17 protein-coding genes are annotated in these 18,945 nt (G+C 61.7%); 2 read left to right on the forward strand and 15 right to left on the reverse strand.

Annotated features, from left to right (window positions below; translation table 11 throughout):
- Positions 1-103: 103 nt before the first annotated feature.
- The 8 genes from gcvT to LMH93_RS05305 form a co-directional block, all read right to left on the reverse strand.
- Positions 104-1,225 carry a glycine cleavage system aminomethyltransferase GcvT gene (gcvT, locus tag LMH93_RS05270; RefSeq protein ID WP_230064886.1) on the reverse strand — a complete coding sequence of 374 codons (1,122 nt, stop codon included), beginning with the start codon at positions 1,223-1,225 and terminating at the stop codon, positions 104-106.
- Positions 1,226-1,252: 27 nt separating this feature from the next.
- Positions 1,253-2,629 (reverse strand): L-serine ammonia-lyase, encoded by a 1,377-nt coding sequence (locus LMH93_RS05275; RefSeq protein WP_004575653.1) that lies wholly within the window; start codon positions 2,627-2,629, stop codon positions 1,253-1,255.
- Positions 2,630-2,779: 150 nt separating this feature from the next.
- Complete coding sequence (gene gcvP / locus LMH93_RS05280) at positions 2,780-5,635, reverse strand: aminomethyl-transferring glycine dehydrogenase (RefSeq protein ID WP_230064887.1); 2,856 nt, start codon at positions 5,633-5,635, stop codon at positions 2,780-2,782.
- An 11-nt stretch (positions 5,636-5,646) separates the two neighbouring features.
- Positions 5,647-6,030: a glycine cleavage system protein GcvH gene (gene gcvH / locus LMH93_RS05285; protein WP_003255087.1), complete on the reverse strand. Its 384-nt coding sequence runs from the start codon at positions 6,028-6,030 to the stop codon at positions 5,647-5,649.
- Positions 6,031-6,332: 302 nt separating this feature from the next.
- Complete coding sequence (locus LMH93_RS05290) at positions 6,333-6,800, reverse strand: DoxX family protein (RefSeq protein WP_230064888.1); 468 nt, start codon at positions 6,798-6,800, stop codon at positions 6,333-6,335.
- The gene (locus LMH93_RS05295; protein WP_230064889.1) at positions 6,793-7,566 is read right to left on the reverse strand and encodes an HvfC/BufC N-terminal domain-containing protein; all 774 of its coding nucleotides are present in this window, start codon (positions 7,564-7,566) and stop codon (positions 6,793-6,795) included. Before LMH93_RS05295 ends, LMH93_RS05290 begins: the two co-directional genes overlap by 8 nt.
- Positions 7,563-8,396 carry an MNIO family bufferin maturase gene (gene bufB, locus LMH93_RS05300; protein ID WP_230064890.1) on the reverse strand — a complete coding sequence of 278 codons (834 nt, stop codon included), beginning with the start codon at positions 8,394-8,396 and terminating at the stop codon, positions 7,563-7,565. The genes LMH93_RS05295 and bufB overlap by 4 nt, the downstream gene beginning before the upstream one ends.
- 16 nt (positions 8,397-8,412) lie before the next feature.
- Positions 8,413-8,700, reverse strand: coding sequence for a BufA1 family periplasmic bufferin-type metallophore (locus LMH93_RS05305; protein WP_003255083.1), 288 nt, complete (start codon positions 8,698-8,700; stop codon positions 8,413-8,415).
- A gap of 224 nt (positions 8,701-8,924) precedes the next feature.
- Between LMH93_RS05305 and LMH93_RS05310 the strand changes: the two genes are divergently transcribed.
- Together LMH93_RS05310 and LMH93_RS05315 are read left to right on the forward strand one after the other, a co-directional pair.
- Positions 8,925-9,509, forward strand: a complete 585-nt coding sequence (locus LMH93_RS05310; RefSeq protein ID WP_003255081.1) for a sigma-70 family RNA polymerase sigma factor — start codon at positions 8,925-8,927, stop codon at positions 9,507-9,509.
- Complete coding sequence (locus LMH93_RS05315) at positions 9,499-10,140, forward strand: DUF1109 domain-containing protein (RefSeq protein WP_230064891.1); 642 nt, start codon at positions 9,499-9,501, stop codon at positions 10,138-10,140. Before LMH93_RS05310 ends, LMH93_RS05315 begins: the two co-directional genes overlap by 11 nt.
- A 61-nt stretch (positions 10,141-10,201) precedes the next feature.
- On the opposite strand, the gene gltS is transcribed toward LMH93_RS05315, so the two are convergent.
- The 7 genes from gltS to arcD form a co-directional block, all read right to left on the reverse strand.
- Positions 10,202-11,407, reverse strand: a complete 1,206-nt coding sequence (gene gltS, locus LMH93_RS05320; protein WP_014860118.1) for a sodium/glutamate symporter — start codon at positions 11,405-11,407, stop codon at positions 10,202-10,204.
- Between the two features lie 127 nt (positions 11,408-11,534).
- The gene (locus tag LMH93_RS05325) at positions 11,535-13,043 is read right to left on the reverse strand and encodes a sigma-54-dependent transcriptional regulator (protein ID WP_003255078.1); all 1,509 of its coding nucleotides are present in this window, start codon (positions 13,041-13,043) and stop codon (positions 11,535-11,537) included.
- Positions 13,044-13,183: 140 nt separating this feature from the next.
- Complete coding sequence (locus LMH93_RS05330; RefSeq protein WP_003255077.1) at positions 13,184-13,552, reverse strand: DUF5064 family protein; 369 nt, start codon at positions 13,550-13,552, stop codon at positions 13,184-13,186.
- Positions 13,553-13,608: 56 nt separating this feature from the next.
- A complete protein-coding gene (gene arcC / locus LMH93_RS05335) occupies positions 13,609-14,538 on the reverse strand; it encodes a carbamate kinase (protein ID WP_004575648.1) in 930 nt (309 codons plus the stop codon).
- Positions 14,539-14,725: 187 nt separating this feature from the next.
- On the reverse strand, positions 14,726-15,736 hold the full coding sequence (locus LMH93_RS05340) for an ornithine carbamoyltransferase (RefSeq protein ID WP_230064892.1): 1,011 nt from the start codon (positions 15,734-15,736) through the stop codon (positions 14,726-14,728).
- A gap of 69 nt (positions 15,737-15,805) precedes the next feature.
- Positions 15,806-17,059 carry an arginine deiminase gene (arcA, locus tag LMH93_RS05345; protein WP_003255072.1) on the reverse strand — a complete coding sequence of 418 codons (1,254 nt, stop codon included), beginning with the start codon at positions 17,057-17,059 and terminating at the stop codon, positions 15,806-15,808.
- A 33-nt stretch (positions 17,060-17,092) separates the two neighbouring features.
- A complete protein-coding gene (gene arcD / locus LMH93_RS05350; RefSeq protein ID WP_003255071.1) occupies positions 17,093-18,520 on the reverse strand; it encodes an arginine-ornithine antiporter in 1,428 nt (475 codons plus the stop codon).
- Between the last annotated feature and the right edge of the window lie 425 nt (positions 18,521-18,945).

Raw genomic sequence — 18,945 nt, forward strand, 5'->3', positions numbered from 1 at the left:
GTCGGAAACGGCATGGCGCCTGGCCTGGCGCCATGTTCAAAAGTTATTGGGCAGGTTCGAAAACGAATATGTCGACGCTGCCCAAAACCTTCACAAAGCTGTTTCAGCCACGGTAGTAACGTGGTGTCACGAAAGGCATTTTGCTGACTTTCAAGGCCACCTTCTTTCCACGCACCACGGCAAACAGTGCGGTGTCGAGTGCAGCATGTTCACTATCGATATAACCCATTGCGACAGGTGCGGCGAGTGTCGGGCCAAAGCCCCCGCTGCACACTTTGCCTACCGCTTTATCGTTTGCGTCGACAATGTCCGCACCTTCACGAACAGGCGTACGCTCCTGCGGCAACAGGCCGACACGTTTGCGCTCAACACCATCGCGCACGTGGGCGAAGATCGTCTCGGCACCCGGGAAGCCGGCAGCGCGTGCACCCTCGGCACGGCGCACCTTGGAAATTGCCCACAGCAGGCTGGCTTCGATCGGCGTAGTCTCGCTGTTCATGTCGTGGCCATACAGGCACAGGCCAGCTTCCAGGCGCAGCGAGTCGCGTGCGCCCAAGCCGATCGGCTGTACTTCCGGCTCGGCCAGCAGGCGGCGAGCCAGGGCGTCGGCAGCGTTGACCGGTACCGAGATCTCGTAGCCGTCTTCGCCGGTGTAGCCCGAGCGGCTGACGAAGCAGTCCACACCCAGCAGTGTTACTCGGCGGAACTGCATGAAGGTCATGCCGGCCACTTCTGGAGCCAGGCGTTCCAGCACCTTGACTGCAGCCGGGCCTTGCAGGGCGAGCAGGGCACGCTCCTCGAACAGCGGCTGCACCTCGCAACGGTTGCCAATGTGGGATTGCAGGTGAGCCAGGTCCTGCTCCTTGCAGGCGGCGTTGACTACCAGGAACAGGGTGTCCTCGCCCAGGTTGGCCACCATCAGGTCGTCGAGAATGCCGCCTTGCTCATTGGTGAACATGGCATAACGCTGCATGCCCACCGGCAGGTCGATGATGTCCACCGGTACCAGGCTTTCCAGCGCCTTGGCGGCGTCAGCGCCACGCAGAACGATCTGGCCCATGTGCGAGACGTCGAACAGGCCGGCCTGTTCGCGGGTGTGCAGGTGTTCCTTGAGCACGCCCAGCGGGTACTGCACCGGCATGTCGTAGCCGGCGAACGGCACCATGCGTGCACCCAGTTCCAGGTGCAAGGCATGCAGTGGGGTCTTGAGCAGTGTTTCGGACATCGATGACTCCTTGCTGTCATTGTTGGGTCAACATTCGATGATGTTGACGGCCAGGCCGCCACGGGCGGTCTCTTTGTATTTGCTTTTCATGTCGGCGCCGGTCTGGCGCATGGTGCGGATGACCTTGTCCAGCGACACGTAGTGCTGCCCGTCGCCGCGCAGGGCCATGCGTACCGCGTTGATGGCCTTCACCGAGCCCATGGCATTGCGCTCGATACAGGGCACCTGTACGAGGCCGCCGATCGGGTCGCAGGTCAGGCCCAGGTTGTGTTCCATGCCTATTTCGGCTGCGTTCTCCACCTGCTGCACGCTACCGCCCATCACTTCGCACAGCGCACCGGCGGCCATCGAACAGGCAACGCCGACCTCGCCCTGGCAGCCCACTTCGGCCCCGGAGATGGAGGCGTTTTCCTTGTACAGGATGCCGATGGCTGCGGCGGTGAGCAGAAAGCGCACCACCCCGTCCTCGCTGGCACCGGGGACGAAGCGCATGTAGTAGTGAAGGACTGCCGGGACGATGCCCGCTGCACCATTGGTAGGGGCGGTGACCACACGACCGCCGTAGGCGTTTTCCTCGTTCACCGCCAAGGCGTAGAGGTTGACCCAGTCGAGCACTGACAGGGCATCACGCAGGCTGGCTTCCGGGTGGCCGCTCAGTTGGCGGTACAGGGCCGGTGCGCGGCGTTTGACCTTGAGCCCTCCCGGTAATATGCCCTCATGCTGGCAACCTGCCGCGACGCAATCTTGCATCACCTGCCAGATGCGCAGCAGCCCGGCTCGGGTTTCTGCTTCAGGGCGCCAGGCGGTCTCGTTGGCCAGCATGACCTGGCTCACCGACAGGTCATGCGCGGTGCAGTGGCCGAGGAGCGCCTTGGCGGTCTTGAACGGATAGGCCAGCACCGTGGTGTCTTCGACGATGCGGTCATGGCCGGCAGCGTCCTCGTCGACCACGAAACCACCGCCTACCGAGTAATACTCGCGGCTTCGGATTTGCAGGCCTGCGTCGTCGAAGGCGCGAAATATCATGCCGTTGGGGTGGTAGTCCAACGGCTTGCGGATCATCGCCAGGTGCTGCTTTTCGATAAACGCAATGCTGTGTTCGCCCAGCAGGTTGATGCGTCCGCTGTCGCGGATGACCTGCAGGCGGGCGGGAATGCTGTCGGTGTCGATAATGTCCGGGTGTTCGCCTTCAAGGCCCAGCAGCACGGCTTTGTCACTGCCGTGGCCTTTGCCTGTGGCGCCCAGTGAGCCATACAGCTCGGCTTTGACGCTGGCAGTGCGGGCCAGCAGGCCGTCACGGCGCAGCCCTTCGGCAAACCGCGCAGCGGCGCGCATCGGGCCGACCGTGTGGGAGCTGGAGGGGCCGATGCCGATCTTGAACAGGTCGAAGACGCTCAGTGACATGTTGACCTCCTGCCAGTTTGTTGGGCGGACGTTGAGCCCTGTAGGCGCGGGTTTATCCGCGAATGCGGTGGTATTGCCACCCTCGCATTCGCGGGTAGACCCGCGCCTACACAGAGCCCGCCACTCAAGCCAGGTGGCGGGGAGGGGCTATCAGGCGTCCTGATAGCTCTCGATCGACGGGCAGGCGCACACCAGGTTGCGGTCGCCGAACACGTTGTCGACCCGGCCGACCGGCGGCCAGTACTTGCCTTCCACCAGGCTCGCCAGGGGGTATACCGCCTGCTCGCGGCTGTAGCCATGGGTCCATTCGCCAACCAGCTCAGCCGCAGTGTGCGGTGCGTTTTTCAGCGGGTTGTCGTCCTTGTCCAGGCTACCGTCCTCCACCGCGCGGATTTCTTCGCGGATCTGGATCATCGCGTTGCAGAAGCGGTCCAGTTCTTCTTTGGACTCGCTTTCGGTCGGTTCGATCATCAGCGTGCCAGCCACCGGGAAGGACATGGTCGGGGCGTGGAAGCCAAAGTCGATCAACCGCTTGGCCACGTCGTCGACACTGATGCCGCTGGTGTCCTTCAGTGGGCGCAGGTCGAGAATGCACTCGTGAGCCACCAGGCCGTTACCGCCGGTATACAGAACAGGATAGTGCTCTTCCAGGCGGCGGGCGATGTAGTTGGCGTTGAGGATTGCCATCTGCGAGGCACGTTTGAGGCCGGCACCGCCCATCATGCGGATATACATCCATGTGATGGGCAGGATGCTGGCGCTACCGAACGGCGCAGCGCATACCGCGCCTTGGGTGTTTTCCAGCTGTGCATGGCCTGGCAGGAACGGCGCCAGGTGCGACTTGACGCCAATCGGGCCTACGCCCGGGCCACCACCACCGTGCGGGATGCAGAAGGTCTTGTGCAGGTTCAGGTGGGAAACGTCGCCGCCGAACTTGCCGGGTGCGCACAGTCCGACCATGGCGTTCATGTTGGCGCCGTCGATGTACACCTGGCCACCGTTGTCGTGGATGATCGCGCAGATTTCGCCGATCGCTTCCTCGAACACGCCGTGGGTCGACGGGTAGGTGATCATGATTGCGGCCAGGCGCTCGCGGTGCTCGATGGCTTTGGCGCGCAGGTCCTCGACATCGACGTTGCCACGGGCGTCACAGGCGGTAACCACGACACGCATGCCAGCCATGTGTGCGGTGGCCGGGTTGGTGCCATGGGCCGACGACGGGATCAGGCAGATATCGCGGTGGCCTTCACCCCGGCTGCGGTGGTAGGCGCGGATCGCCAACAGCCCGGCGTATTCGCCCTGCGAGCCGGCGTTGGGCTGCAGCGACACGGCATCATAGCCAGTGGCCGCGCACAGCATGGCCTCCAGTTCGGTGGTCATCTGCAGGTAGCCCTGGCTCTGCTCGGCCGGGGCGAATGGGTGCAGGTTGCCGAACTCGGCCCAGGTGACCGGGATCATCTCGCTGGCGGCGTTCAGCTTCATGGTGCACGAGCCCAGCGGAATCATGCTGCGGTCCAGCGCCAGGTCCTTGTCGGCCAGGCGGCGCAGGTAGCGCATCAGCTCGGTTTCGCTGTGGTAGCGGTTGAATACCGGGTGTTCGAGGATGGCCGACTGGCGCAGCAGGGCGGCAGGCAGCAGGGAACCGGTGCTGGCGGCCAGTGCGGTGAAGTCAGGCTGTGCCTGCTCGCCACCCAACAGCTGCCACAGCGATTCGACGTCAGCCTGAGTGCTGGTTTCGTCCAGAGACAGGCCCACATGGGCGGCATCGATCTGGCGCAGGTTGATGCCCTGGGCGCGTGCCTTGTCATGCAGGCTGGCGGTGGCAGTGCCGGTGGCCAGGGTCAGGGTATCGAAGGCGCTGGCGCCCACCACTTGTACGCCCAGCGCCTTCAGGCCGGCGGCGAGGATCGCGGTCAGGGCATGGGTGCGCTCGGCAATGCGCTTGAGGCCGGCAGGGCCGTGGTACACGGCGAACATGCTGGCGATGTTGGCCAGCAGCACCTGGGCGGTGCAGATGTTGCTGGTGGCCTTTTCGCGGCGGATGTGCTGCTCGCGGGTCTGCATGGCCAGACGCAGGGCGGTTTTGCCGAAGCGGTCGATCGACACGCCGACCAAGCGGCCAGGCATGTCGCGCTTGAACGCGTCGCGGGTGGCGAAGTAAGCCGCGTGCGGGCCACCGAAGCCCAGTGGCACGCCGAAGCGCTGGGCGCTGCCGATGGCCACGTCGGCGTCGAACTCGCCCGGTGGGGTCAGCAGGGTCAGGGCCAGCAGGTCTGCTGCTACGGCGACCAGGGCGTTGGCCGCGTGGAAGCGCTGCACGACCTCGCTGTAGTCGAACACTTCACCGTTGCTGGCCGGGTATTGCAGCAGGGCGCCGAAGAAGGCGCTGACGTCGCCCAACTCGCGTTCGTCGCCAACCACAACCTCGATACCCAGCGGCTCGGCACGGGTGCGCAGCACGTCAAGGGTTTGCGGGTGACAATGCACGGAGGCGAAGAAGGCATGGCTGGACTTGTTCTTCGACAGGCGCTTGCAGAAGGTCATGGCCTCGGCCGCAGCAGTGGCTTCGTCGAGCAAGGAGGCGTTGGCGATAGGCAGGCCAGTGAGGTCGCTGATCAGGGTCTGGAAGTTCAGCAGCGCTTCCAGGCGGCCCTGGGAAATTTCTGGCTGATACGGGGTGTAGGCGGTGTACCAGGCCGGGTTTTCCAGCAGGTTGCGCAGGATCGGTGCCGGGGTGTGGGTGTTGTAGTAGCCCTGGCCGATGTAGCTTTTGAACAGCTGGTTCTTGCTGGCGATGGCCTTGAGTGCGGCGAGTGCGTCGGCCTCGCTCTGGCCGTCGTGCGAGCCAAGCACGCTGGTGCCTTTGATGCTGTCGGGGATGACCGCAGCGGTCATGGCGTCCAGCGAGTCGAAGCCCAGTGCAGTGAGCATGGCCTGTTCGTCAGCGGCGCGCGGGCCTATGTGACGGGCGATGAATTCGTTGGCGGTGCCGAGGTTGATGGTCATGGTGGGATTCCTCAGGCGTCGTCGTTGGCTTTGAGCAGGCGGTCGTAGGCGTCCTGGTCGAGCAGAGCGGTGACGGCTTCTGCATCGGCAGGGATGAAGCGGAAGAACCAGCCTTCGCCCATCGGGTCTTCGTTGACCAGTTCCGGGCTGTCTTCAAGCTGGCCGTTGACCTCGACCACTTCACCCGTCAGTGGCATGTACACGCCGCTGGCGGCCTTGACCGATTCGACGGTGGACGCTTCGCTGCCTTTCTCATACTGCTGCAACTCTGGCAGTTGCACGAAAACCACGTCGCCCAGGGCATTCTGGGCGTAGGCGGTGATGCCCACGGTGACGCTGCCATCGGCTTCGACGCGCAGCCATTCGTGATCTTCAGTGAAACGCAACTCGCTCATGGGGAATCCTCGGGAAGCAGGGCGTTGGGGGCGCGGTGGCGCCGCGCTCTTAGGGTAGGATTCCCTTAGCAATAATGCGGCCAACCTATAAAACTTCTTATTTATCAATATGTTACGTAAATAAGCGGAGAAGCCGTATTTTTTGTATGGAATGATATCGTTACAGGTGCTCATGGGAGGAAAAGGGTTTGAGCATCAAACCCTTGTGCACCCACGTCGAGGAGGGTGTGTATCGTTTTCGTTGCGACGTATTGAAAACGATACACATGGTGTCCGGCAGGCCTGGTGCCAATGGCCTCCGGTCATCTCACTTTCAGCAAATGATCCAGCGAAAACGCGCCGGCGCCACGGGCGACCAGGAGCAGCAAGAGCCCTGCCCAGGTCAGGTGGGTGGGCCACGCATCGGGGTAGACGAACACTTCGATCACCAACGTCATGCCCAGCAGTGCCAGCGCTGATAGCCGGGTCATCAGCCCGAGCACCAGCAATAGCGGGAACAAGTGCTCAGCGTAGGCGGCCAGGTGCGCTGCAAGCCAGGGTGAGAGTAGCGGCAGCGCGTACTCGGTGCGGAACAGCTCATAGGTGCTGGGTGTAAGGGTGAGGAAACCCTCCACTTTGGTGCGTCCGGAAAGAAAGAATACCGAGGCGATCCCGAACCGGGCGACCAGGCACAACAGGTCATCGCTCAAACGGTGCTCGAGGCTCTGTGCAATGTGGTTCCAGGCGCGCCGCAGGCTGCTGGCCGGGGGCGTGAAGTCGGCACTAGCCATGAGGGTGTTCTCCTGTGAAGGCGAGTGGGCGAAAAGCCTGGGCTGTCATCAGGCGCCCGAGCATCTCGGTGAAATCCAGGTCGGTTTCAGCGTGTTGCGCCAGTTCCGAGGCCTGCATCAGCGACTGTCCGGCCGCACAGGCCTTGAGAAACGCATGGCCACCTTTCCCCAGCGGCTGATGGGATACGCCATCAGCGGTGCCGACAAACAGCACCCCTTCGCCCACCCATGGCTGGTCATGGGGCCACGCAACCTGCTCGCGGGCGCAGCGCCACAGGGTGTACACAGGATGCGCTTCGCACCAGTACCAGCGAGCACTGGCACGGGGGGGCAAGCAACCGTGATCAAGATCACTGGGGGTCATGCCTGCCAGTTCGACAAGGTTCAGGCACGTTTCGTACGGCGCGCTGAAGGCTTCTGTCCAATGCAGGTCCAGGCGGGCGACATCCGCCAGATACGGCACAGCGTGCTGTGACTGAATGTCTTCGAGGAAATCCGGGAAGGTTGCGCCATAGCAGATCAGCCGGGGATCGCTGGGGGGGAATTGCCGCGCGTAAACTGCCGCGGCCTCATCCATCCAGGCGCGCCCGACGAGTGTGCACACGCTCGGAAAGTTTGCGCGCAGCGCATCCACGCAGCCGGCCAGCACCGTGTTGCGATAAACCGCGAACGCCGCCTGTTCGGTCACTCCCGAAAGCTGGGGAGCAGGACGGGAATAGAGTGCCTCGATGAACGCGTGCTGGAACTGACCAAGGGAAAGGTTCATGGCAATACACCCGGGCAAGTCATGATCGACTGTGCGATGGACCGTTCAGCAAGCAGCTCGGTGAACGGGGGAAGCTTGTCGTCACGTTCAATGAGTGTCGGGCGCGGGCCGACACGGGAAACCAGTTGGCGGTACAGCGCCCACACAGGCTCGGCCACCTGTGCATCATGAGAGTCGATCAACAGGCTGCCTTGGTCATCATCGCTGTGCCCGGCCAGATGAACTTCTGTGATGGCTTGCGCTGGAAAGCGGTCCAGGTAGGCAGTTGCCGAAAACCCCAGATTGTGAGCACTCACATAGACGTTGTTGATGTCCAGCAGCAGGCCACAACCGGTGCGACGTGTCAGTTCGTCAAGAAAGTCGATCTCGTCCCAGTCATGGCCCTGCAGCTGCAAGTAATGACTGGGGTTTTCGATGGATATACGCCGGCCCAATACCTCCTGGCATCGCTGGATGTTTTCAGCGATGCGCTGCAGGGCTTCGTTGCTGCGGGGAAATGGCAGCAGGTCTGGATGGTAGTGCCCCTGCCAGGTGGACCAGGCCAGGTGCTCTGACACAAGTACCGGTTCGATCTGATCGCACAGTGCGCGCAGACGCTGCAAATGGTCCTGATCGGGGGGCGCGTCAGCCGCAAGCGAAAGTGCTACACCATGCAATGAGACCGGGTGAAGTGCTGCGATTCGGTTCAGCCAGGCAAGGCGAGGGCCACCGACCATGTAGTTCTCCGGGTGAACCTCAAACCAGAGCCCTTCGAGATTGCACGCCAGCGCCTGGTCGTAGTGCTCGGCCTTCAGGCTGATTCCGGCGCCCATTCGTGCGTCTGCGTTCATGGTCGGTTTCCCCTGATCAAGACTTTTGAGGTGTCAGCGAGCCCATGCCGGCAGGTGTCTTGATCGATGTGCAGGTGCCGGCGGGGACGTTTTTCCAGTGCATGCCGTCGTAGTCCTTCTTCGCACTGCCGGCGCAGCTGGTACCGGCGCCGGCCTTGCAATCGTTCTTTCCTGCCATGGCGACGCCGTAGCATTTCTCCATGGCAGCGCCACTGCCTGCGGGTTGCGTGCTGTCGGCCGCCATGGCAACGCCTGCAAGCGAGGCGAGAGCGAGTGCTGCAGTGGTGAGGGCGAGGGTTTTCATGGGTCAATCTCCTGAGAATGTGGCCGTGGTCTTTACCGGCGGCTCATGGAGTAGTTCGTGCCTTGCGTAAAACGGGTTACAGCCTTGGAAGAAATTTTTTCAGGGCGTGTCTTCACGACCTGATGTTGAAGCCAAGGGCATGGCATATTTGCAGCACCTGCGTGCCACACGCCGGGAGCGGATGAATCAAGTCAATTGTATTCAGGGTGTAACCCAGGCGACCCATGCAGCGAACTAACTCACAGGATGAGCTCGAGGCTCGCGAGGCCCGGTTGAAAGCACTGTTGCTTCGGGGGCTGACAGGCGACCAGCTGGCCTATCAGGATTTTCTTGGCACGCTTGCGCTGCATGTACGTGCGTTTCTGCGCAGCCGTCTGAGCAGGCGCCCGGCCGAGATAGAGGACATGGTGCAGGATGTGCTGCTGGCGGTGCATAACGCGCGCCACACGTACCAGCCGCAGCAGCCGTTGACCGCCTGGGTGCAGGCGATCGCCCGTTACAAGCTGGCGGATCATCTGCGAAGTGTTTCACGTCGCGACGCCCGGCATGATGTGCTGGACGATGATGCGCAACTGTTTGCCGTCTCGGAGGTTGAATCAGCCGAGGCCAGCCGAGACCTGACCAAGCTGCTCAAGCAACTGCCAGAGCGGCAGCGACTGCCGATTGTTCATGTCAAGCTGGAGGGGTTGTCCGTCGAGGAGACGGCACAACTTACCGGGCTTTCCAGTTCAGCGGTAAAGGTGGGGATACATCGAGGTCTGAAAGCGCTATCCAGGCTGATTGGAGGAGCCAACAACCATGAAGACTGACGATTTGATCGCCTTGCTGGCTGCAGGCGAAGGGCCAGTACCGCGCCACGCCGTTTGCAATCGGATGGCAGTGGCTGTGCTGGGCGGGCTGACCGCCGCACTGCTGCTGACAATTACCCTTTACGGTGTACGCAGTGATATCACAGAGGTCGCACAAACCCCGTTGTTCTGGGGCAAAGTCGCCTTTCCAACCAGCTTGGCGTTGATCGGGCTGTGGTTGACGAGCCGCTTGGCCAGGCCAGGAGGGAAGGGCGCTGCAGGCTGGAAGATGCTTGGCTTGCCACTGCTGCTGGTCTGGTGCGGGGCGGCGGTCAGCATCGCCGGGGCGCCTGTGGAGGCGCGCGCCGACCTGTTGTTCGGGCGCACATGGCGTACCTGCGCACTGAATATCACGTTGCTGTCGGTGCCGGCCTTTGTCACCGTGTTCTGGGCACTGAAAGGTCTGGCGCCCACCCGGTTACGGCAAGCGGGCGCTGCCGGTGGCCTGCTGGCGGGCTCGACCGCAACGGTTGCCTACTGCCTGCATTGTCCGGAAATGGGCGTACCGTTCTGGGGTGTGTGGTATGTCCTAGGCATACTCGTGCCGACGGTATTCGGTGCCTGGTGGGGCCCCCGCATGCTGCGTTGGTAGGCTGTACCGGCAGGCCCCACGCCACTCAGAACGATGTCATTCAAGGGGAGCGTGAGATCGCTTAACCCGCAACAAACCAGGGCAATGCCAGGTACAGCTTGATCACGATGACATTGATGATGTCGATGAAGAACGCCCCCACCATCGGCACCACCAGGAAGGCGAGGTGCGAGGCACCATAGCGTTGTGTCACCGCCTGCATGTTGGCGATGGCTGTCGGTGTAGCACCCAGGCCGAAGCCACAGTGGCCGGCAGCCAGGACTGCTGCATCGTAGTTGCGCCCCATTACCTTGAACGTCACGAAGATTGCGAACAGCGCCATGACCAGTGTCTGCGCGGCCAACAAGGTAAAGAAGGGTAACGCCAGGGCTGCCAGGTCCCACAATTTGAGCGACATCAAGGCAATGGCCAGGAACAGGGACAAACTCACATTGCCCAGTACCGACACTTCCCGTTCGAATACTTTGTAAACGCCTAAAGCCCGAAGCCCATTGCGCAACACTACACCGACGAAGAGTACGCAAACGAAGGTCGGTAGTTCGAATGCTGTGCCTTTCAACAAGCCATTAAGTAATGTGCCCGTCAGTAAGCTGACCGCAATAAGTGCCAAGGTTTCTATAAATGAAAACGATGTGATCAGGCGCTCTTTGTCGGGTTGTTCAAAGCCCTTGGGTAACTGCGGTGCCTCTTCTTGCACGCCAGGTGTTTCGACCCGTTTGATCAGCAACCGGGCGACTGGCCCACCGATCAAACCGCCCAACACCAGGCCGAAAGTGGCAGAGGCCATTGCCAGTTCCGAAGCCGAAGCCAGGCCGAACCGCTCAGTGAAGGTCGCGCCCCAGGCAGCGCCTGTACCGTGGCCACCCGACAAGCTGATCGAACCGGCCAGCAGGCCCATCAGCGGGTCGAGCCCCAGTGCGGTTGCCAGGCCGATGCCCATGGCGTTCTGAACCATTAGCAAACCCGTCACAACCAGAAGGAATACGGCGACCACGCGTCCCCCCTTCTTCAGGCTTGCGAAGTCTGCACTCAAGCCGATGGTAGCGAAGAATGCCAGCATCAACGGTGTTTGCAACGAGGTATCGAATTGGACGTGTACATCGAAACTGCGCAATGCCAGGAGTAACAGGGCAACGACCAGGCCGCCTGCAACAGGCTCCGGGATATTGTATGCGCGCAGGAAACCAATGCGTGCAACCAGGCCGCGTCCCAGTAGCAGTACCAACGAGGCGGCTACCAGTGTCCCGTAAAAATCGAGTTCGAACATCAGGGTACTCTTCGTTCAGGGTGACAAGCAAAATTGCAATGTCGCCATTCTACGGGGAGCACTCCAGTCACATGTGGCTGAGCGGCTAGGAAAAGTCCGATTCAATTATGGGTTTTGACCACAGCCGTCATGGTTTCCCGGGTATTCCATATTTACGCAGCCTCTGCGCGATAGCCGTGTGCGAAGTTTGCAAGCGCCCGGCCAGTTGCCGTGTTGACGGGTAGCTGGCATACAAGCGCTGTAACAGCTCGCGCTCGAAATCACCTACAGCCTGTTCCAGGCTGGCCACTTCGCCATCTTGCCCGCGTGCCACCGAGGTGCCGGCGATGTCCAGGTCGCCGATATCCACCAGGTTGCCCTCGCAGATAGCCGCGGCGCGAAAGATCACGTTCTGCAATTGGCGCACATTGCCCGGCCAAGGGTTGGCCAGCAGTGCCGAATGGGTGGAGGGGGTCAGCCGACAGGCTGGGCGCTGGATCTGCGTGCACGCCTGCTGCATGAAGAAGTGCGCCAGCATCAGGATGTCCTGGCCACGGTCGCGAAGCGGCGGTACCTCCAGGTTAAGCACGTTCAGGCGGTAGAACAGGTCTTCGCGAAAGCTGCCTTCGGCGACCATGCGCTCCAGATCGCGGTGGGTGGCGCTGATGATGCGCACATCCACCTTCACTTCACGGTCGCCACCCACCCGGCGGAAGCTGCCATCGCTGAGAAAACGCAGCAGCTTGGCCTGCAGGTAGGGCGACATTTCACCAATTTCATCGAGAAACACGGTGCCCTGGTTGGCCAGTTCCATCAGCCCAGGCTTGCCACCTCGTTGCGCGCCGGTAAAGGCCCCGGGCGCGTAGCCGAACAGCTCGCTTTCGGCCAGGCTCTCGGGCAGCGCGGCGCAGTTCAGGGCCAGGAACGGGGCCGCATGGCGGCTGCTGACGGCATGGCAGGCGCGGGCGACCAGTTCTTTGCCGGTGCCGGTCTCGCCATGCACCAGCAGCGGTGCATCGAGCGCAGCCACGCGTAAGGCGCGGGCCTTGAGGGTGCGGATGGCCGGCGACTCGCCAAGCAAGGCATCGAAGCCTTCGGCGTGGTCGTGGTGCAAGGCCGACAGGCGTTCGCCCATGCGCGAGGGGGGGTACAGCGTCAGCAGGCCACCGGCGTTGGTAATCGGCATGGCGTCCAGCAGCAGGCTATGGCCGTTCAGCTGCATTTCGCGCATGGGCAGGTGGAAGTTGTTGTCCAGCAGCGCCTGCAGCAGCGCGGGGTCGCCAAACAGCTCACCCACCGAGCGCCCGGCAGATTCGCGGCCGCACAGTTCGATCAGCGCCGGGTTGGCCAACAGCACCAGGCCTGCGCTGTCCACCGCCAGCACCGGGTCGCTCATGGCGGCCAGCAGGGCATCGAGCTGCAGGTGGCGGCGCTGGCCGGGGAGGATGTCGACCACGTCCACCGATTGCACGCCGTGTACTTCGAACAGCGCGTCGTGCAGTTCTTCAAGTACGGCGGGGCTGAGGGTGGGGGCGTCGATGTAGACGTTCGGCGGGACCATCTCCACGGCGTCCAGGTTGAGGTTGCGGGCACCGAGCAGGGCGAGGACTTCCTGGGTGATGCCGACGCGGTCGATGAAGCTGACGTGGATGCGCATGGGGTTCGAACAGTTGGCAACGGAGGCCGCCAGTATGCCCTGAGACGGGGTTCAGGCCCAAGGTCGGCGGTGGCGCATTCGCGGGCGTGCCCGCTCCCGCAGGGTTGCTGCTGTAGGGGCGGGCTTGCTCGCGAAAAGGGTCACTCCAGATGTTCAGGTTTGATCGGGTCGCCCGATTTCACGTCGAGCTTTTCGCGGATGTCCGCAAACATATGGTCATAGAGCTTGTGCGGCGAACTCAGGGTCTCGAATTTCTTCGGCGGCGCCAGATACGACTGCGCCTTGCGGGTCAGCAGCATGAGGAAGCTGGGCAAGGCCTGGTCCTTGGCCAGGAAGAACTTTTCTTCCACCGTTTTGCCTTCGATGCTGCCATGCATGTGGAACTGAATGCCTCTGCCTTCCTTGGGGTCCGACACAGCTTCGTACTCGATGTTCAGGTCATAGCTGTGGTCGGCGTTGTTCAGCGCAGAGCGCTCAATGTGTACATGACCGGGCTGATACTGGGCCATGGCTATCTCCTTTGGAAGGTCGAAAATGGCAGGCCGCGTAAGCCCGCCGACTGCATTCAACGGTAGCTGATCCCCGGCTTCTCGGTGGAAACCCGAGTGCCGGCTTTGCCTTTGACGATGCCTTCGATGTTCTCCAGCGAACTGATCACCGCCACCTTGCCGGTGTTGCGGGCAAAGTCGCAGGCGGCCTGCACCTTCGGCCCCATGGAGCCGGCGGCAAACCCCAGCGTTTCCAACGCGTCCGGGTGGGCCTGGGCGATGGCCTTCTGCGTCGGCTTGCCCCAGTCAATGTAGGCTGCATCGACGTCGGTGGCGATAATCAGAAGGTCGGCTTCCAATTGCTCGGCCAGCAGCGCCGAGCACAGGTCTTTGTCGATCACCGCCTCGATGCCTTTGAGCTTGCCGTTTTCATCGTACATGGTGGGGATGCCGCCACCGCCTGCGCAAATCACGATGCTGCTTTTTTCCAGCAGCCACTTGATCGGGCGAATTTCGAAGATGCGCTTGGGTTTCGGGCTGGCTACCACGCGGCGGTACTTGTCGCCGTCGGCCTTGACCACCCAGCCCTTTTCCTTGGCCAGGCGCTCGGCCTCTTCCTTGCTGTAGACCGGGCCGATGAACTTGGTCGGGTCCTTGAAGGCAGGGTCGTTGGCGTCCACTTCCACCTGGGTCAGCAGGGTGGCGAACGGCACTTCAAAGTCCAGCAGGTTGCCCAGTTCCTGTTCGATCATGTAACCGATCATGCCCTCGGTCTCGGCACCCAGCACGTCCAGCGGGTAGGCCTCGTCTGGCTTGTACGACAGGGCCTGAAGCGACAGCAGACCCACTTGCGGGCCGTTGCCGTGGGCGATGACCAGCTCGTTGCCAGGGTGAATCTTGGCGATCTGTTCGGTGGCGGTGCGGATATTGGCGCGCTGGTTGTCAGCGGTCATGGGCTCGCCGCGACGAAGCAGGGCGTTGCCGCCCAATGCAACAACGATACGCATGGTAATGTCCTTTGATGAAAGAGGGGACGCTGCGCTCGGACCGCCCCGCTCCCCGGTGTAGGAGCGGGTTTACCCGCGAATGCGTCGGCAGCACCAACAGCGTTACCTGGGCTGACGCCTTCGCGGGTGAACCCGCTCCTACACACACACACACAAGGGCGGGGTGGCCGCGCTATCGAGACAGCCCTTACAGATCAGCCAGGGTCGATACCAGGATCGCCTTGATCGTGTGCATGCGGTTTTCCGCCTGCTCGAAGGCGATGCACGCTGGCGATTCGAACACGTCATCGGTCACTTCGATGCCGTTGGCCAGGTCCGGGTATTGTTCGGCGATCTGCTTGCCTACCTTGGTGTCGGAGTTGTGGAATGCCGGCAGGCAGTGCATGAACTTGGTCCGCGGGTTGCCGGTGCACTTCATCAGTTCGGCATTCACCTGATAAGGCTTGAGCTGCTTGATGCGCTCACCCCAGGCTTCGATCGGCTCGCCCATCGATACCCACACGTCGGTATGCACAAAGTCGACACCCTTGACCGCGGCTTTCGGGTCTTCGGTGAGGGTAATGCGTGCGCCGCTTTCTTCAGCGTACTGCTTGCAGCGCTCGACCAGGTCGTCGTGCGGCCACAGTGCCTTGGGCGCGGCGATGCGCACATCCATGCCCAGCTTGGCGCCGATCAGCAGCAGCGAGTTGCCCATGTTGTTGCGGGCATCGCCCAGGTAGGCGTAGCTGATGTCGTGCAGCGGCTTGTCGCTGTGCTCACGCATGGTCAGCACGTCGGCGATCATCTGGGTGGGGTGATATTCGTCGGTCAGGCCGTTGAACACCGGCACGCCGGCGAACTTGGCCAGCTCTTCGACGATTTCCTGCTTGAAGCCACGGTACTCGATGGCGTCATACATGCGCCCGAGCACACGGGCGGTGTCCTTCATGCTTTCCTTGTGGCCGATCTGCGAGGAGTTGGGGTCGATGTAGGTGACGTTGGCGCCTTGGTCATAGGCTGCGACTTCGAAGGCACAACGGGTACGGGTGGAGGTTTTTTCGAAGATCAGGGCGATGTTGTTGCCCTTCAGGTGCTGCTGCTCGGTGCCCGTGTACTTGGCGCGCTTGAGGTCGCGGGACAGGTCCAGCAGGTAGCGCAACTCGCGGGTGGTGTGGTGTTCCAGGCTGAGCAAGTTGCGGTTGTGAATGTTGAACGCCATGACAGTTTCTCCTTGAGTTCGGTGATGTCCCGGCCGCCACTTCATGGGTGCGGCCGGGCGTAATGGTCGTTAGTAGTCGATCGGGTCGCGCACGATAGGGCAGGTCATGCAGTGGCCGCCGCCACGGCCCCGGCCCAGTTCGCCGGCGCTGATGGTGATGACCTCGATGCCGGCCTTACGCAGCAGGGTGTTGGTGTAGGTGTTGCGGTCGTAGCCAATGACCACGCCCGGCTCGATGGCCACCACGTTGTTACCGTCATCCCACTGTTCGCGCTCGGCGGCGAAGCTGTTGCCGCCGGTCTCGACCACGCGCAGCTTGACACCCAGTTGCTCGCCCACCACTTCGATGAACGACTTGTTGATGCGGCGTACATCCATGCCGTAAGGCTTGCTTTCGTCCGGGCGGATGATGAATGGCACAATCTCTTTCACCACTTCCGGGAAGACCGTGACCAGGTCGCGGTCGCAGAAGCTGAAGACAGTGTCCAGGTGCATGGCGGCGCGGGACTTTGGCAGGCCGGCGACGATCACTTCCTTGACGGCGCCCTTGGCGAACAGGTTTTGCGCGAGCTGGCCGATGGCCTGGCGCGAGGTGCGCTCACCCATGCCGATGAGCACGATGCCATTGCCGATCGGCATCACATCACCGCCTTCGAGGGTGGCATTGCCATGGTCCTTGTCCGGGTCGCCATACCACACCTGGAAGTCGGCCTCGGTGAACGCCTTGTGGAACTTGTAGATGGCGGTGGTCAACAGGGTTTCCTGGCGACGCGCCGGCCAGTACATCGGGTTCAGCGTCACGCCGCCGTAGATCCAGCAGGTGGTGTCGCGGGTGAACTGGGTGTTGGGCAGGGGTGGCAGGATGAAGCTGGAGTGGCCCAGGTAGTCGTTGTACATCTTCACGACTTCGGCGCCTTCGCTCTGCGGCAGGTCCTGGCCTGCCACGCCGCCGATCAGGAATTCGGCCAGGTGGCGTGGCTCCAGGCCTTCGAGCCAGCTGCGCACTTCGTTGGTCAGGCCTACGCCGACGGTATCAGGGGTGATCTTGCGGTCGAGGATCCACTTGAGGGCCTCTTTGTTCTGCACGATATCGGTCAGCAGGTTGTGCATCTCCAGCACATCCACACCACGCTCGCGCATCTTGGTGACGAAGTCGAAATGGTCACGCTTGGCCTGGTCGACCCAGATCACATCGTCGAACAGCAGTTCGTCACAGTTGCTCGGCGTCAGGCGCTTGTGCGCCAGGCCCGGTGCGCAAACCATCACTTTGCGCAGTTTGCCGGCTTCGGAGTGGACACCGTACTTCTGTTTTTCAGCGGACATGGTTTCATTCCTCCAATTGAGCGAAGACGTGGGTCAAAGGGTCAGGAAGCCGTCATACAGGCCAAAGGCTGCCACCAGGGCGCCAATGACCACGGCTGCGAAGATCAGTTTTTCCACGTTGGTGAAGACCGGTTTGCCCACCTCACGCTTGGCCTTGGCGAACAGGATGGCGCCAGGTGCGTAGAGCAGGGCAGAGAGCAGCAGGTATTTCACGCCGCCGGCGTACAGCAGCCAGATGGCGTACAACAGGGCGATGCCACCGATGATCAGGTCCTTCTTGCGTTCGGCCAGGGCCTGTTCGTAGGTTTCGCTGCGCAGTGCCAGCAAGAACGCATAGGCTGCCGACCACAGGTAGGGCACCAGGATCATCGAGGTGGCGAGGTAGATCAGAGACAGGTAGGTGCTGCTTGAGAACAGCGTGATGACCAGAAAGATCTGCACCATGGCGTTGGTCAGCCACAGGGCGTTGGCCGGTACCTGTTTGGCGTTCTCGCGGCGCAGGAACTCCGGCATGGTGTGGTCCTTGGCTGCGGCGAACATGATCTCGGCGCACAACAGCACCCACGACAGCAGCGCCCCGAGCAGCGAGATGACCAGGCCGACGCTGATCAGCACCGCCCCCCAGTGGCCGACCACATGCTCCAGCACGGCAGCCATCGATGGGTTCTGCAGCTTGGCCAGTTCCGGTTGAGTCATGATGCCCAGCGACAGCACGTTGACCAACACCAGGAACAGCAGCACGGTCACGAAGCCGATCACCGTTGCCTTGCCCACGTCGGTGCGTTTTTCTGCCCGCGCCGAGAAGATGCTCGCGCCCTCGATGCCGATGAATACCCACACGGTAACCAGCATCATGTTGCGCACTTGGTTCATGACGCTGCCAAGCTCTGGCGTGCCTACGGCCCAGATATCGGCGGTGAAGATGTCGAGCCTGAAGGCGAACAGGCAGATCAGGGCGAACAGCACCAGCGGCACCACCTTGGCCACAGTGGTGACCAGGTTGATGAAGGCTGCCTCCTTGATGCCGCGCAGTACCAGAAAGTGCACCGCCCACAACAGGATCGACGCGCCAATGATGGCGGCTGGGGTGTTGCCTTCACCGAAGATCGGGAAGAAGTAACCCAGGGTGCTGAACAGCAGCACGAAGTAGCCGACGTTGCCCAGCCAGGCACTGATCCAGTAGCCCCAGGCCGAGGAAAAGCCCATGTAGTCGCCGAAGCCAGCCTTGGCATAGGCATACACCCCACCATCCAGGTCGGGCTTGCGGTTGGCCAGGGTCTGGAACACGAAAGCCAGGGTCAGCATGCCGACCGCGGTGATCCCCCAACCGATCAGCACGGCCCCAACCCCTGCGCTGGCGGCCATGTTTTGCGGCAGCGAGAAGATCCCGCCGCCAATCATCGAGCCGACGACAAGTGCAACTAATGCGCCGAGCTTTAGTTTTCCGGATGAATCAGACATTTAACAACTCCTGCCAGGAGAAAGTTGACGACAGAATAGATCCGACGCCGTTGCCTTGACCTGACTTACGTCAGTTTAAGGCGACGTGAAGGTAGGAAATTTCCTTCACGGGTGCTCCTGGAGAGTGCCGACAGCTTGAGCTGCAGGCCTTGTGTGCTGGCACCTCCATGTCCTTCTAGAGCAAACGCTCTGTTCAGCCTGCGAAGCTTGAAACTAGCCGCTTTTGCCGCTTTAGCAAATTTTTCACAAGAATTTCGAGTTTTATCAGTTTCTTTTCTAGTTGCTGGACTGCTGCTAGTTTTGAGGGAGCAGGTACATAGACAAAGCAGTTATGAGTGATATAGGTTGGGCGCACGGCTTCAGTATAAGTAACGGTATTTATATAGCCAGCAAGGCTGTTTCAAACGCATGACAGGGCTGGAAGA

Origin of the sequence: Pseudomonas sp. CIP-10 (genome assembly GCF_020911845.1) — a bacterium.
GTDB lineage: Bacteria > Pseudomonadota > Gammaproteobacteria > Pseudomonadales > Pseudomonadaceae > Aquipseudomonas > Aquipseudomonas alloputida.

Coding starts and splice junctions, on each gene's coding strand:
- arcA (WP_003255072.1), bottom strand. CDS start 17,059: ATGTCCGCTGAAAAACAGAAGTACGGTGTCCACTCCGAAGCCGGCAAA.
- gcvT (WP_230064886.1), bottom strand. CDS start 1,225: ATGTCCGAAACACTGCTCAAGACCCCACTGCATGCCTTGCACCTGGAA.
- LMH93_RS05275 (WP_004575653.1), bottom strand. CDS start 2,629: ATGTCACTGAGCGTCTTCGACCTGTTCAAGATCGGCATCGGCCCCTCC.
- LMH93_RS05295 (WP_230064889.1), bottom strand. CDS start 7,566: ATGAACCTTTCCCTTGGTCAGTTCCAGCACGCGTTCATCGAGGCACTC.
- LMH93_RS05330 (WP_003255077.1), bottom strand. CDS start 13,552: ATGGCCCAGTATCAGCCCGGTCATGTACACATTGAGCGCTCTGCGCTG.
- arcD (WP_003255071.1), bottom strand. CDS start 18,520: ATGTCTGATTCATCCGGAAAACTAAAGCTCGGCGCATTAGTTGCACTT.
- LMH93_RS05340 (WP_230064892.1), bottom strand. CDS start 15,736: ATGGCGTTCAACATTCACAACCGCAACTTGCTCAGCCTGGAACACCAC.
- arcC (WP_004575648.1), bottom strand. CDS start 14,538: ATGCGTATCGTTGTTGCATTGGGCGGCAACGCCCTGCTTCGTCGCGGC.
- gcvP (WP_230064887.1), bottom strand. CDS start 5,635: ATGACCATCAACCTCGGCACCGCCAACGAATTCATCGCCCGTCACATA.
- LMH93_RS05290 (WP_230064888.1), bottom strand. CDS start 6,800: ATGGCTAGTGCCGACTTCACGCCCCCGGCCAGCAGCCTGCGGCGCGCC.
- bufB (WP_230064890.1), bottom strand. CDS start 8,396: ATGAACGCAGACGCACGAATGGGCGCCGGAATCAGCCTGAAGGCCGAG.
- LMH93_RS05315 (WP_230064891.1), top strand. CDS start 9,499: ATGAAGACTGACGATTTGATCGCCTTGCTGGCTGCAGGCGAAGGGCCA.
- LMH93_RS05310 (WP_003255081.1), top strand. CDS start 8,925: ATGCAGCGAACTAACTCACAGGATGAGCTCGAGGCTCGCGAGGCCCGG.
- gcvH (WP_003255087.1), bottom strand. CDS start 6,030: ATGAGCGAGTTGCGTTTCACTGAAGATCACGAATGGCTGCGCGTCGAA.
- gltS (WP_014860118.1), bottom strand. CDS start 11,407: ATGTTCGAACTCGATTTTTACGGGACACTGGTAGCCGCCTCGTTGGTA.
- LMH93_RS05325 (WP_003255078.1), bottom strand. CDS start 13,043: ATGCGCATCCACGTCAGCTTCATCGACCGCGTCGGCATCACCCAGGAA.
- LMH93_RS05305 (WP_003255083.1), bottom strand. CDS start 8,700: ATGAAAACCCTCGCCCTCACCACTGCAGCACTCGCTCTCGCCTCGCTT.